This is a genomic window from Acidimicrobiia bacterium, from assembly GCA_035471805.1.
In the GTDB taxonomy this organism is placed as follows: domain Bacteria; phylum Actinomycetota; class Acidimicrobiia; order Spongiisociales; family JAHEDJ01; genus JAHEDJ01.
Map to the genome: position 1 here is coordinate 1 of DATIPS010000011.1, position 13,133 is coordinate 13,133.

General features: G+C 64.0%; 15 protein-coding genes. 11 read left to right on the plus strand and 4 right to left on the minus strand.

Features of this window, described 5'->3' with window-relative positions; all coding sequences use genetic code 11:
* From VLT15_02405 to tal, 3 genes are all read right to left on the minus strand, one after another.
* The coding region (locus tag VLT15_02405) for a hypothetical protein (protein ID HSR44067.1) at positions 1-267 on the minus strand (267 nt) is incomplete at its 3' end.
* A complete protein-coding gene (locus VLT15_02410; GenBank protein ID HSR44068.1) occupies positions 260-730 on the minus strand; it encodes a sigma-70 family RNA polymerase sigma factor in 471 nt (156 codons plus the stop codon). The genes VLT15_02405 and VLT15_02410, both read right to left, overlap by 8 nt.
* 88 nt (positions 731-818) lie before the next feature.
* Positions 819-1,919, minus strand: coding sequence for a transaldolase (tal, locus tag VLT15_02415; GenBank protein ID HSR44069.1), 1,101 nt, complete (start codon positions 1,917-1,919; stop codon positions 819-821).
* A 101-nt stretch (positions 1,920-2,020) separates the two neighbouring features.
* Between tal and VLT15_02420 the strand changes: the two genes are divergently transcribed.
* The 10 genes from VLT15_02420 (at position 2,021) to VLT15_02465 (ending at position 12,110) form a co-directional block, all read left to right on the plus strand.
* Positions 2,021-2,413, plus strand: a complete 393-nt coding sequence (locus VLT15_02420; protein HSR44070.1) for a cobalamin B12-binding domain-containing protein — start codon at positions 2,021-2,023, stop codon at positions 2,411-2,413.
* An 80-nt stretch (positions 2,414-2,493) separates the two neighbouring features.
* Positions 2,494-3,717: an ADP-forming succinate--CoA ligase subunit beta gene (gene sucC, locus VLT15_02425; GenBank protein ID HSR44071.1), complete on the plus strand. Its 1,224-nt coding sequence runs from the start codon at positions 2,494-2,496 to the stop codon at positions 3,715-3,717.
* On the plus strand, positions 3,714-4,637 hold the full coding sequence (gene sucD, locus VLT15_02430; protein ID HSR44072.1) for a succinate--CoA ligase subunit alpha: 924 nt from the start codon (positions 3,714-3,716) through the stop codon (positions 4,635-4,637). Before sucC ends, sucD begins: the two co-directional genes overlap by 4 nt.
* 129 nt (positions 4,638-4,766) lie before the next feature.
* Positions 4,767-5,366 (plus strand): LysE family translocator, encoded by a 600-nt coding sequence (locus tag VLT15_02435; GenBank protein ID HSR44073.1) that lies wholly within the window; start codon positions 4,767-4,769, stop codon positions 5,364-5,366.
* Between the two features lie 177 nt (positions 5,367-5,543).
* Positions 5,544-6,545: an amidohydrolase family protein gene (locus tag VLT15_02440; GenBank protein HSR44074.1), complete on the plus strand. Its 1,002-nt coding sequence runs from the start codon at positions 5,544-5,546 to the stop codon at positions 6,543-6,545.
* A 75-nt stretch (positions 6,546-6,620) separates the two neighbouring features.
* The gene (locus tag VLT15_02445; protein HSR44075.1) at positions 6,621-7,661 is read left to right on the plus strand and encodes a zinc-binding dehydrogenase; all 1,041 of its coding nucleotides are present in this window, start codon (positions 6,621-6,623) and stop codon (positions 7,659-7,661) included.
* A gap of 115 nt (positions 7,662-7,776) precedes the next feature.
* Entirely contained in the window at positions 7,777-8,721 is a 945-nt protein-coding gene (locus VLT15_02450) for an NAD(P)-dependent oxidoreductase (protein ID HSR44076.1), read from the plus strand.
* Between the two features lie 110 nt (positions 8,722-8,831).
* Positions 8,832-10,085 (plus strand): Xaa-Pro peptidase family protein, encoded by a 1,254-nt coding sequence (locus VLT15_02455; GenBank protein HSR44077.1) that lies wholly within the window; start codon positions 8,832-8,834, stop codon positions 10,083-10,085.
* 109 nt (positions 10,086-10,194) lie between these two features.
* Positions 10,195-11,148, plus strand: coding sequence for a thiamine pyrophosphate-dependent dehydrogenase E1 component subunit alpha (locus tag VLT15_02460; protein ID HSR44078.1), 954 nt, complete (start codon positions 10,195-10,197; stop codon positions 11,146-11,148).
* On the plus strand, positions 11,136-12,110 hold the full coding sequence (locus VLT15_02465) for an alpha-ketoacid dehydrogenase subunit beta (protein ID HSR44079.1): 975 nt from the start codon (positions 11,136-11,138) through the stop codon (positions 12,108-12,110). Before VLT15_02460 ends, VLT15_02465 begins: the two co-directional genes overlap by 13 nt.
* Positions 12,111-12,129: 19 nt before the next feature.
* Here VLT15_02465 and VLT15_02470 read toward each other — a convergent pair whose 3' ends face one another.
* Positions 12,130-12,639, minus strand: a complete 510-nt coding sequence (locus tag VLT15_02470; protein HSR44080.1) for an OsmC family protein — start codon at positions 12,637-12,639, stop codon at positions 12,130-12,132.
* A 77-nt stretch (positions 12,640-12,716) separates the two neighbouring features.
* On the opposite strand from VLT15_02470, the gene VLT15_02475 reads away from it, so the two are divergent.
* Entirely contained in the window at positions 12,717-13,091 is a 375-nt protein-coding gene (locus VLT15_02475; GenBank protein ID HSR44081.1) for a cupin domain-containing protein, read from the plus strand.
* The last annotated feature ends 42 nt before the right edge of the window (positions 13,092-13,133 follow it).

Genomic DNA, 13,133 nt, shown 5'->3' on the forward strand with positions numbered 1-13,133 from the left:
CACCGGATCGGCCGGCAGCGTCGTCGACACGACGGTGGGCGCCGGTTCGTCGACGACGCCCGGCTCCTGATCGCCGAGCGGGGCGACCACGATGACGACGCCGATCGCCACCGCCACCAGCACGGCGAACACCAGCGACAACTCGGCCCGGCGTGGACGGCGGGCTGCCGGTGCCGTCTCCACGACCACGTCCGAGGCGGTCACGGGCTCGACTGCGCCGTCGATGAACGTGGCGAGGTCCGAGAGCTGTCGGTCGAGGTCATACATCTTTGCTCACCTCCAGCGCGGCGCGGAGTTTCGAGAGCCCGCGCTCGACGTGTTTCTGTGTGCTACTCAGTGAGATGCCGAGCAGTTCGGCAACCTCCTGGTAGGTCCATCCGAAGCCTTTGACGAGCATCACCGCGGTGCGCTGCCGTTGTGACAGGGCGTCGAGGGCATCGGGCAGCGCCGGCTCGATCCACGGCATCTCGGCATGCTCGGGTCGCGGAAGCCGTCCCGGCCGCCGGAGGAGTCTGCGCCCTTTCGTATGTCCTACCCGGTACAGGTATCCGACCGGATTCTCCATTTCGGCAACACGATCCCAGTGTTCCCATGCCCAGGCGAGTGCTTCTGCCGTCGCCTCCCGCCCCCGGTCGCCGCCCCATCCGGCCACCAGGGCATGACGTAGGCGGGGTTCGGCTTCCCGGACGAATTCGGTGAAAGCATCGGATCTCGTCTGCACTTGCTTCACTGGTCTCCCGCTTCCTCCTCACCCTATAGAGCAAAGAGCGACGGGTTCTTATGACCGCGGACTTTCGTTGTGCAGACGGAATGGCGGCCTAGCGCTCCATCTGCTCCCGGATATTCTCCAACAGCTCAAGGTACGACACGACGAACTTGTCGACGCCCTCGTCTTCGAGCACCTGGACAACGTCGTCGTAGTCGACACCGGCTGCGCTGAGGTCTCCGAGAACGCTCAGCGCGTCGGCTATCTCTCCGGTTCCGAACGGCCGCGGATGGAGGCTTCCGTGGTCACGGTAGGCGTCGATGGTCGACAGCGGCATCGTGTTGACCGTGTTACCCACAATCAGCGGTTCGACGTAGAGCAGGTCGTCGTAATCCGGGTTCTTGGTGCTGGTGCTTGCCCACAGCGGTCGCTGAAGCTGAGTGCCCTCAGCCGCCAGAGCATTCCAGCGATCGCCGGCGAAGATCTCCAGAAAGGCGCCGTAGGCGGCCCGGGCGTTGGCTACGGCGGTCCTGCCTCTCAAGGCGAGAGCGTCCGCAGTTCCTACTGCTTCGAGCCGGCCGTCGACCTCGCCGTCGAACCGCGACACGAAGAACGACGCCACGGATGCCACCCCCGTCGGATCGCCCCCACTCTCGAGTAGCCGCTCAACCCCCCGTAGGTATGCCTCGGTCACGGCCCGGTAGCGATCTAGAGAGAAGATCAGTGTCACATTGACCGAGATCCCCTCGGAGATCAGCTGCTCAACGGCGGGCAACCCGGCTCTAGTCGCCGGCACTTTGATCAGGAGGTTTTGTCGGTCCACTCGCCGCCACCAGGAACGCGCGTCGGCGATGGTGGCGGCCGTGTCGTGGGCGAGTTCCGGAGATACCTCCACCGAGACATGGCCGTCGAGTCTCCCGCTCTTCGCCCATACGGGTAGAAGAACATCGCAGGCATCCTGAATATCGCGCTTCACCAACTCGATGTAGACGGCCTCGGTGCTCGCTCCATCGGCTGCCAACTGGCGGATGACGTCGTCGTAGTCCGTCGATTTGGTGATGGCGTTGGCGAAGATGGTCGGGTTAGACGTGACCCCGCTGATACCGTCCTCATCGATCAGCTTCCTGAGGTCGCCGTTCTCGAGCATGGCCCTCGAGACCTGATCGGACCAGACGCTTTGATTCAGTGAGGATATGGCATGGAGAGAGGACATGGACCACAGGGTACCCGGTACCGGGTGCCGGGTACCAGGACGTCGACCACGCTCGCCCGCACGACCGCCGGGGCCATGCGATCAATGGCTATCCTCCCCTCATGCCACGCAGGATCCTGATCGCCAAGCCCGGCCTCGACGGCCACGATCGGGGTGCCAAGGTCATCGCCAGAGCGCTGCGTGATGCCGGACACGAGGTGATCTACTCGGGGCTGCATCAAACGCCCGACCAGATCGTCGAGACCGCCATCCAGGAGGACGTCGACGCCATCGGGCTCTCCGTTCTTTCCGGCGCCCACATGACCCTGTTCCCCCGGGTAGTGGAGATTCTCCGCCAGCGAGACATAGACGACATCGTCGTGTTCGGCGGCGGGATCGTTCCGGATGAAGACATACCCAAGCTCAAGCAAGCGGGCCTGGCCGAGATATTCACGCCGGGCGCCCCGCTGTCGGCGATCACCGACTGGGTTGCCAACAACATCCCCGAACGCTGAGGCGTCCGACCGTCCGCATCGAGGGTATTGGTCTCGGAATGTGAGGGTGGGACCGGTTCAAGCCGAAAACTGGAACGGATATGAAGATCCACGAATATCAAGCAAAGCAGCTGATGGCGGCGCGGGGGATTGCGGTCCCCGAAGGCGTCGCAGTCACCACCGTCGCCGAAGCGGTCGGCGCGGCCAGGTCATTGATCGAAAGCACCGGGAATCCGGTCGTAGTGGTCAAGTCGCAGATTCATGCAGGCGGGCGCGGCAAGGGGCGCTTCAAGGAGCACCCGGACGTTGCCGGGGTCAACGTCGTCCTCGACGGTATCGACGGCGGAATCGAAGCGGCCGAAGAGCAGGTCCGGCACCTGGCCTCTCGAATGCTGCGGTCGACTCTCGTCACCATTCAGACGGGCGAAGAGGGCAAGCAGGTCAACCACCTGTACGTCGAGCAGGGGATCGATATCGCCCGGGAGCTCTACCTCTCCGTGCTGCTCGATCGGGGCGTTTCGCGCAACATCGTCATGGCCTCCACCGAGGGCGGGATGGAGATCGAAAAGGTTGCCGAAGAGACCCCCGAACTGATCCTGCGCGAAACCATCGATCCCGCCATCGGGCTCGCCCCCTTCCAGGCTGCCCGACTCGGATACGGGCTGGACCTCGAGGGCGATGCGCATCGCAACTTCGTGAAATTCGTCGCGGCGCTCAGTGAACTGGCAGTCGAACTCGACACCGATCTCATCGAGATCAACCCGCTGGTGATCACCACCGACGGACGGGTCATGGCACTCGACGGCAAGATGGCCTTCGACGACAGCGGCCTCTTCCGGCATTCGGAAGTCGAGGAGATGCGCGACGAGTCGGAGGAAGACCCGGCCGAGCTCGAAGCCAAAGCCGTCGGCCTTTCTTACATCAAGCTCGACGGAACGATCGGGTGTCTGGTCAACGGGGCCGGACTGGCGATGGCCACGATGGACACGATCAAGCATGTGGGCGGTGAGCCGGCCAACTTCCTCGACGTGGGCGGGGGCGCAGACGCCGACCAGGTTGCTGCCGGGTTCCGCATCATCACCCGCGACCCCAACGTGAAGGGGATCTTCGTCAACATCTTCGGCGGCATCATGCGCTGCGACGTGATCGCCTCCGGTGTCGTGCAGGCCGTCAAGGAGGTCGGGCTCGAGGTTCCGCTGGTCGTTCGCCTCGAGGGCACCAACGTCGAGGAGGGCCGGCGGATCATCGAAGAGTCCGATGTGGACGTCGTGTCTGCCGTCGACATGAAGGACGGCGCGGAGAAGATCGTGGAGTTGGCCAAGTGAGCATCCTCATCAACAAAGACACCAAGGTCATCGTCCAGGGGCTCGGCAAGACCGGCCAGTTCCACACCGACAAGGCAATCGCCTACGGGACGCAGATGGTGGGAGCGGTTCATCCCTCGAAGGCCGGGACGACCCATGTCTTCGAGGGAGCGACCGACCACTCGGGCGTGCCGGGCCGGCCGGATCGCTACCGGGTGGAGCTGCCGATCTTCTCGTCGGTTCTCGAGGCGATCGAGGAGACGGGGGCCGACGCCAGCGTCGTCTATGTGCCGCCGCCGTTCGCCGCCGACGCGATCATGGAAGCCGCAGAGTCGGGAATCAAGGTGATCGTGGCCGTCACCGAGGGCGTTCCGGTCGCCGACATGGTGCGCGCCAAACGCTACCTGGCGGACAAGGACACCCGGCTGGTCGGGCCGAACTGTCCCGGAGTGATCACCCCGGGCGAGATCAAGATCGGCATCATGCCCGGCTACATCCATCAGCCGGGCAAGATCGGTGTCATCAGTCGGTCCGGCACCCTCACCTACGAGGCCGTGTACCAGCTGACCAGGCTCGGCCTGGGCCAGACCACCGCCGTCGGTATCGGCGGCGACCCGGTCAACGGCACCAACTTTCTCGACATGTTGAAGCAGTTCAACGACGACCCGGACACCGAGGGTGTTGTAATGATCGGCGAGATAGGCGGCACCGCCGAGGAAGACGCCGCCGAGTGGATCAAGGACAACATGACCAAGCCGGTGGCCGGCTTCATCGCAGGCACCACCGCCCCGGCCGGCAAGCGCATGGGACACGCCGGAGCGATCATCTCCGGCGGCAAGGGAACCGCCGCCGCCAAGATCGCCGCCTTGCACGCGGCGGGTATCGAGGTAGCGGAAACCCCGACCGACATGGGTACCGCCATGGTCCGGGCCATGGGCTAGGAAGACCGTTTCTCGGCAATACTGTTGCGCGTGGGGAACACCAGTATTGCCGAGAAAACAGCAGTCGGATTCTCAGCAATGCTGTTGCGCGTGGGGAGCGACAGTATTGCTGAGAAACTCTGGGTGTAGATGGACTTCTTGACTATCGGTTTCGGTCTCGGTCTGGCGGCCGGACTCTCGCCCGGACCGCTGCACATGCTCGTGTTGACCACGTCGATGCAGCGCGGATTGGCAGCCGGGCTCCGGGTGGCGATCGCTCCGTTGCTGACCGACGTGTTCGTCATCACCGCCGGTTTGCTCACCGTCGGGGCGCTTCCCGACCCAGCCGTTCGGGTGCTGGCCGTCGGTGGCGGCCTCTTCATCCTCTACCTGGGCGTCGATGCCCTCCGATGGAGATCCGGCGAACGGGAGACTGCCCCGCCCGCCGCGGACCTCCGACGCGGGTTCCTGACCAACCTTCTCAATCCGCATCCATGGCTGTTCTGGCTCGGAGTCGGCGGACCGCTCCTCCGGTCTGCCTGGGACGACTCGATCGCTTCGGCGGTCGCCTTCCTCGCCCCCTTCTACCTGTTGCTGGTCGGTACGAAGGCGCTCCTGGCCGTTGTGGCATCGCGCGGCACCCGCTTCGTCGACAGCGCCTGGTATCGCCGGCTCATCTACGCGGCCGCCACCGCCTTCATGGGCATGGGAGTCTGGCTGATCGTTGCAGCCGCGGGCGGGACTCTCTGACACGTCATCGGGCATCCGGCCGGTCAGGGCAATAAGATTCGCCCGAGCCGTGGAGGAGGATTGGGTGGAGCAGCTGTGTCCATCCGGCATACGGATTGCCTTCATCGGTCCCGTAGAACGTCTATTCGGTCTCTCCCAAACCCCCGGGGGTTCGGATGCCGATGAAGGAGTGCCGCTGTGAGTACCGATGTCCATGCCCACTGCATCCCGCCCGAGGTCCTGAAGACCCTCGAGAACGCGCCCGACCGTTTCGGGATCGAGATCGTGCAGGACGGCGATCGCCGGCGGGTAGTCGTTGCCGGGAGAGTGTCGACCGGACCTCTTCGCGATGATCTGGTCGATGTAGACCGACGGCTGACGGCGATGGATGCGGCCGGCGTCGACGTGCAGATGATCTCCTGTTTCGTCGACCTCACTGCCTACGCCCTCGATGCGGCTTCCGGGGCCAGGTTCGCGCGGATGTACAACGAGGGTCTGGCAGGACTCGCCGCCGAGTATCCCGATCGGTTTCTCCCGCTTTGCACCGTTCCTCTACAGGCGCCGTCGGCGTCCGCTGCCGAGCTGAGGTTCGCCGTCGGTGAACTCGGAATGGCCGGGGTGGAGATAGCGGCAACCGTAGACGGAGCCGAACTCGACGACCGGGACCTGGATCCATTCTGGGAGGCAGCCGCAGAGTTGCGATGCCTGGTTCTCATTCACCCGTACAACCCGCTCGCCGGTCGAAACGTCAAGCGCTATTTCCTGGACAACGCCGTCGGAAGGCCTGCCGAGACGTCCATAGCCGTCGGGCACATGGTCATGGGGGGCGTGTTCGAGCGGTACCCGGACCTTCAGGTCTGCGTCGTGCACGGAGGGGGCTTCCTTCCCTACCAGGCGGGTCGCCTGGACCGGGCCTATCACGCCAAACCCGGGCTCGCAGCCACCAACCTCTCCCGGCCACCAAGTGAGTGGCTCAAGAACCTCTATTACGACACCGTCACCCACTCCCCGGAGGTGCTGGCATTCCTCGTGGAGTTCGCAGGCATCGAACATGTTCTGCTCGGCAGCGACTACCCGTTTGAGATGGGCGACGACGACCCCGTGGCTACGGTGCAGGCCATCCCCGGCCTGACGGCATCAGACCGGGACCTCATACTCGACGGGAACGTGCAGAGACTGCTCGCCGGCATCAGGCGTTGATCGAACCGAGTTTCTCATGCGATCGATCGAGTATGTCCCGGAAGGACCGGACAATGCAGCGGAAGGTGGCCACGAATGACTGATCCCTCGACGATGCGAGCACTCGTGCTTCATGAATTCGGAGGGCCGCTCGTGTTGGAGCAGGTACCGGTGCCGGTGCCTGGTCCCGACGATGTTCTGCTGCGGGTACGGGCCTGCGCGGTGGACCAGTTCGATCTCACCATCCGGGCGGGTAAACGTGCCAATGCGAAGGTTCCTCTCGTTCTCGGTCACGAGATCTCGGGGGAGGTCGCCGCGGTGGGGGCCGCCGTTCAGGGCTGGGCAGTCGGCGATCGCGCCGTCTCCACCCTGTACCTGACCTGCGGACGTTGCAGGAAGTGCCTGGGCGGCCGGGAAACGATCTGCGAGGACTTCCAGGGTTATGTCGGCATCGAGACCCCGGGCGGATACGCCGAGTACACGACGGTCCCCGCAGCCAACCTCGTGGCACTGCCGGATTCCATAGGTTTTCCCGAGGGATCCGTACTCGCCAACGCAGTGGGCACTCCGTATCACGCCTTCACAGAGCGGATGCGTTTGCGCCCGGCCGAGTACGTCATCATCACGGGTGCCGGCGGCGGGGTCGGCATTCACGCAATCCAGGTGGCCAGGGCCATGGGGGCCTTCGTGATGGCGGTCGACCTCGGGCAGCAGAAGCTGGATGCGGCCCTGCGCCACGGGGCCAATATCGCCGTTGACCCCGAGGTACAGGACTTCTCCGAAGTGGCCCGCGAGTGGACCGGCGGTCTTGGAGTTGACGGTGTGCTCGAGCTGGTCGGTCCCGCCACCATGCCGGACAGCCTGAGAGCCCTCGCAAGGGGCGGCCGGATGGTGATCGTCGGGTCTCACACCGGCCGCGAGTTCCCCCTCAACACCCTCACGATCTATGCCAACGAGTGGGAGATTCTCGGCTCGCGGAACGTTTCGAAGTCGGAACTCGGCGATGTCGTGGCGATGACCGCGGACGGGATGGTTTCTCCGGTGGTGCGGGCCGGATTCGGGTTGGAGGACGCGGAAGAGCTTCACCGACTGGTCGCCGCCCGCGAGATCGTCGGGAGGGCGGTAATCGAGCCGTGAACCCCTGATCTGCAGCGGCCGATGGCGGCACGCTTGACAGGGGACCGGGCTGAGGCAACAATCGTTTGCAGTCGATCCGGGTGCTGCGGTGACCGGAAGGTTGAAAGGGGCATACGTGACCAGGCTCGGATGGATTGGAACTGGAAGAATGGGCTTCGCGCTCGCCGAGCGACTGCTCCGTGCGGGACACGATGTTTCGGTGTTCAATCGAACCCGATCCAAGGCCGAACCTCTCGCCGACCTGGGTGCCACCGTCGTCGACTCCCCGGCCGATTTAGCCGATCGCGACATCGTTTTCGTTATGGTGGCCGGCCCCGCCGACCTGATCGAAGTAGTGAATGGACCGCGCGGCCTCCTCTCACGGACCGATGCAACTCCCCGCATCGTCGTCGACTCCTCAACCGTGTCGGCGGCGGCTTCGGCGGAGGTGCAAGCGGCAGTTGAAGCAAGGGGTTCGGCCTTGCTGGCCGCTCCGGTCAGCGGCAATCCGCATGTCGTCCGCTCCGGCAAACTGACCTCGGTCGTCTCCGGGCCCCGCCGGGCCTACGAGGAAGCCGAGCCCTACCTCGCCCTCTACGGATCGAAAGTCACCTACGTCGGCGAAGGAGACTCCGCCCGACTGGTGAAGATCTGTCACAACCTCCTGCTCGGCATCTACACCCAGACCCTCGCCGAGATCACGGTGCTGGCCGAGAGAGCCGGTGTGGCGAGGGCGGACTTCCTCGAGTTCATCAACGGGAGTGTCATGGGCTCGCTTTTCAGCCAGTACAAGACTCCGGCCTTTGTGAATCTCGACATGACCCCGACGTTCACCGGGCATCTCCTTCGCAAGGACTTCGAGCTGGGCCTCGAAGCCGCCAGGCAGTACAACGTGCCTATGCCTACCTCCGCGCTGGTCCACCAGATCGTGGTTGAGTTGATTAGTAGAGGCATGGGGGAGGGCGACTTCGCCGCCCTGCTGCAAATGGAGGCAAATGCCGCCGGAATGGAGCTGGTGGCCGAGGGTCGCGAGGTTTCGGATGGCCTTGAACCAGAGCAGCCTGCTGCGGGCGCCGTTTGAGAATGTCGGCGGGCCGGAGGCGCCGGCTTGTCTTTGACAGGTGAGATGCACAGCCACACAATCCATACGTCTGCCGTCGGACGTCAAAGCTCATGGGAGAGGATGCTGTAATGACTGAGTTCCCCGTCGCTACCACACCATCGCCGGGAATCATGGCGGTCGACTGGGAGGAGCGCGTCGATTTCGGACGGCTGCGCGACTACCGACTGGCCAGGGTGCGGGAGCAGATAGAAGCCTTCGGCCTGGGCGCCCTCTTGCTGTTCGAAACCTCCAACATTCGCTACGCCACCGCCACGAACATCGGATACTGGGCTTTCAACAAAGGCGAGCGATGGGCTTTGGTAACCCGCAACGGCCGGCCCCGTATCTGGGACTTCGGCTCGGCGGCCAAGGCTCATCGACTCCAGCTCCCTTCCCTCTACGACGAAGAGAACTCCATCGGCGGGAATGCCGGGCTTCAAGGCGCCATCGGGCCGGCCACAGGTCTCACCGCCCGTGTCGCCGAGGAGATCGCCGCGGCGCTGCGCGAGGAAGGGATCGTCAATGAACCCCTGGGCCTCGACATGGCCGAAGCCTCCGTCTTTCTGGCCCTTCAGGGCGCCGGGCTCGACGTGGTCGACGGCCAGCAGGCTATGGCGATGGCGCGAGAGATCAAGAGTCCCGACGAGATCATGCTCCTGACGCAGGCCTGTGCGATGGTGGACGGGGTCTATCAGGACATACTCGAGTTCCTCAAACCGGGAGTCCGCGAGAGCGACGTGGTCGCCCTCGCCCACGGCCGGCTGTTCGAGATGGGATCGGAGTTCGTGGAAGCGGTCAACTCGATCGCCGGCGAACGCTGCAGCCCCCATCCGCACGTCTTCTCGGACCGGCTCATTCGGCCGGGCGACCAGGCGTATTTCGACATCATTCATGTCTTCAACGGCTACCGGACCTGCTACTACCGGACGTTCGCCGTCGGGCGGGCATCACAAGCACAGCGGGACGCTTTCAAGCAGTCCCGCGAGTGGATGGATGCGGCGATCGAGCTGGTCAGGCCGGGTAACACGACAGACCAGATTGCCCGTGTGTGGCCCAAGGCGGAGGAGTTCGGGTTCGTCGATGAGATGGATGCCTTCGGACTCCAGTTCGGTCACGGGGTTGGAGTCGGTTTGCACGAGCGTCCCATCATCTCCCGGCTGAACTCGCTCGACGATCCCGTCGAGATCAAGGAGGGGATGGTGTTCGCTCTCGAGACCTACGCCCCGGCCGCCGACGGCCGTTCTGCGGCGCGGATCGAGGAAGAGATCGTGGTGACGGCTGACGGTCCCAAGGTCATCACGCTGTTTCCCTGCGAAGAACTGCCGATAGCCAATGAGTACTGAGATCACGGAGCAGGGACTCTACGACTACGGGAAGCGGGCGGCCCGATTGCCGGAGCCGCTCGACCGTTCCAACGCAGATCTGGATCTTCCGGTCGACGTCCGCCTCGAGATGTACGAAATGCAGCAGTCGCTCCGGCAGTTCGAGAAACGTGCCTACGACCTCTTCATGGAGAACCTCGTCAAGGGCACGAGCCACCTCTCACTGGGGATGGAGGCTGTGGCTGCGGGTTTCGGTAGTGCGATGCACCCCGACGACTACACCTTCGCCACCTACCGGGGCCATGCGCACACGATCGCGCGCGGGGCGCCGCTCGGTCCGGTCATGGCCGAACTCCTCGGTCGTGAGAACGGCATTCTCAAGGGCAAGGGCGGCTCGATGCACCTCACCTCCGTGGAGCACGGAATGATGGGTTCCTATGCGATCATCGGCGCCCATCTGTGTATCGCCAACGGCGCCGCCTGGTCGGCGCAGATGCGTGGCACCGATCAGGTGGCGGTAGCCTTCTTCGGCGACGGTACGACCAACATCGGCGCATTTCATGAGGCACTCAACTTCGCAGTGATCTGGGATCTGCCGGTCGTCTTCGTCTGCGAGAACAACCTTTACATGGAGTACACCCCGATCGATCTGGTCTCGGCCGTCCCGAATCCGGCGGCCGACCGTGCTGCCGCTTACGGTCTGGACCGCATCGTGGTGGACGGCAACGATGCAGATGCCGTCTACAACGTGGCCACCTCGGTGTTCGAGCGGGCCCGGCGGGGAGACGGGCCGTCGTTGGTCGAGGCGGTCACCTACCGGCATGGAGGCCACAGTCGGGCCGACCCCGGCAAGTACCGGCCGGCCGAAGAGGTGGAGGCTTGGCTCGATCGGGATCCGATCCCCATGTACCACCAGCGTCTTCTCGATCTGGGTGTTTCTGAGGGCGAGCTCGGTGCTATCCAACAGTCGGTGGCCGAGCGCGTTGAGGAAGCCACCGAGTTCGCCAAACAGGGGGTGCCTCCCTCACCAGACCAGCTCTTCGTGGACGTGTGGTCGGACGGAGGTGCGTCATGGCGGAACTGAGCTATCGCGACGCGATCTCGGCCGGAATAGCCCAGGAGATGCGTCGTGATCCGCGCCTGGTGATGCTCGGCGAAGACATCGCCGGAGCCGGCGGCGTGTTCAAGACCACCGTGGGGCTGCTCGACGAGTTCGGTCCGAAGCGGGTCCGTGATACCCCGATATCGGAGCAGGCGATTCTCGGGGCTGCAATGGGAGCCGCCATGACCGGGATTCCGGTCATCGCCGAGATCATGTTCTCCGACTTTCTCGCCGTGTGCTGGGATATCGTCGCCAACGAAATGGCGAAGAGCCGGTACATGACCGGCGGTCAGGTAACCGTTCCGGTCGTCATTCGGACGGCCAACGGTGCCGGGTCTCGATTCGGAGCCCAGCACAGTCAGAGCGTGGAGAACTGGTGCATGATGATTCCGGGGCTGAAGGTGGTTGCACCATCCAACCCTGCGGATGTCGTCGGTTTGATGGCTGCAGCGGTGCGCGACCCTGATCCCGTGGTGTTCTTCGAGCACAAGTCGCTCTTCGCCACCAAGGGAGAGGTTCCGAACGGCGAGATCATCGATGAGCTCGGCAAGGCGACCATCGTGCGCCCCGGATCTGACTGCACGATCGCGGCGCTGGCTCTGATGGTCCCGCGGGCGCTCCAGGCAGCAGAACGACTGGCCGAAGAGGGGATTTCTGCCGAGGTGATCGACGTGCGCTCGCTCGTCCCTCTCGACACCCAGACGATTCTCGGCTCGGTCGCCAGAACGGGACACCTCTTCACAGTCGAGGAGAATCCGCGTTTGTGTGGCTGGGGTGCGGAAATCGCCTCGATTGTGGCCGAGGAGTCCTTCTGGGATCTCGACGGACCGGTTGTACGGATCACGACTCCGCACATACCGCTGCCGTCGGCCGACATTCTCGAGGATCTGGCTCTGCCGTCCGTGGATCGGATCTACGAGACGGTCAGAGCGAACCTGGATTGACCGGCTCGAGAGCGGATAGTCAGGCCGTATCCGGCTCGTCTCGCTGTGGCTGGTGTACCCACAGCATCTCGAGCTTGACGCCTGCATCGGAGATCAGGTTGTAGACCGGGCACCGGGCCTCGGTCTCCGTTATGACGGCACGGAGTCGCTCTTCGCTCTCGGTCGTGTACACGGTCGCTTGCACGCGGATGGTCTGGAAGTGCTGTTTCACTCCCCGCACCCCGAGCCGGCCTCGAATGTCGATGGTGAACTCTGCCTCGAAGTCGATTCCGTCGTATGCGAAATCCATTTCTGCGGCCGTGCGATTGAAGGTGACCGACTCGCAGCCGCACAGCGCCCCGAGTACCGCCTGAAGGGGAGATGGCCCTTCCCCGGTTCCGCCGTGGGCGATGGGTTCATCCGTGACCATCAGCCCGAACTCCCCCGTATCGATGACGGTCATCATCGTTCCGTCGTTGCGGGCGGAGAGCTTCTTGCGGCGCACCAGCGGCTTCGCCAGTTGTTCCGCGGAGATCAGTTCCGAGGCCATTGCTGCTCCCATACAAACGTTTGCAGGTGGAAGGCAAGGCTAGTACCTTCCGTTCATCGACGTAGGGAGCCTTCTCAGTGGCACGGGTCGTGTCTTTCGCAAACCTGCCCAGACTGCATTCCACCAGGGATACCCGTGACAGAATCGATCTCGTCACCGAAGAGACGTTCGGCACCAGGGAACTCCAGGCCGATCGGATCACATACCACCCGGGCGATACGGCGGCCGCCCACTACCACCGGGACTGCAAGCACTTCTTCTTCGTGCTTTCCGGCCGTGGAGTCCTCCATGCGAATGACGAAGCCCTCGAGCTGGGCCCGGGCGATGTGGCGCTCATCTACGAGAACGAGATCCACTGGTTCGAGAACCCGGGCGACGAGGAGTTCACCTTCATCGAATTGTGGGTTCCCGCCCCCTCGGAGACCGTCTGGATCAAAGATGACGACATATGAACCTGGGCTCCGTCGACGTGAGTTCACGTCGCAGACCCGTCT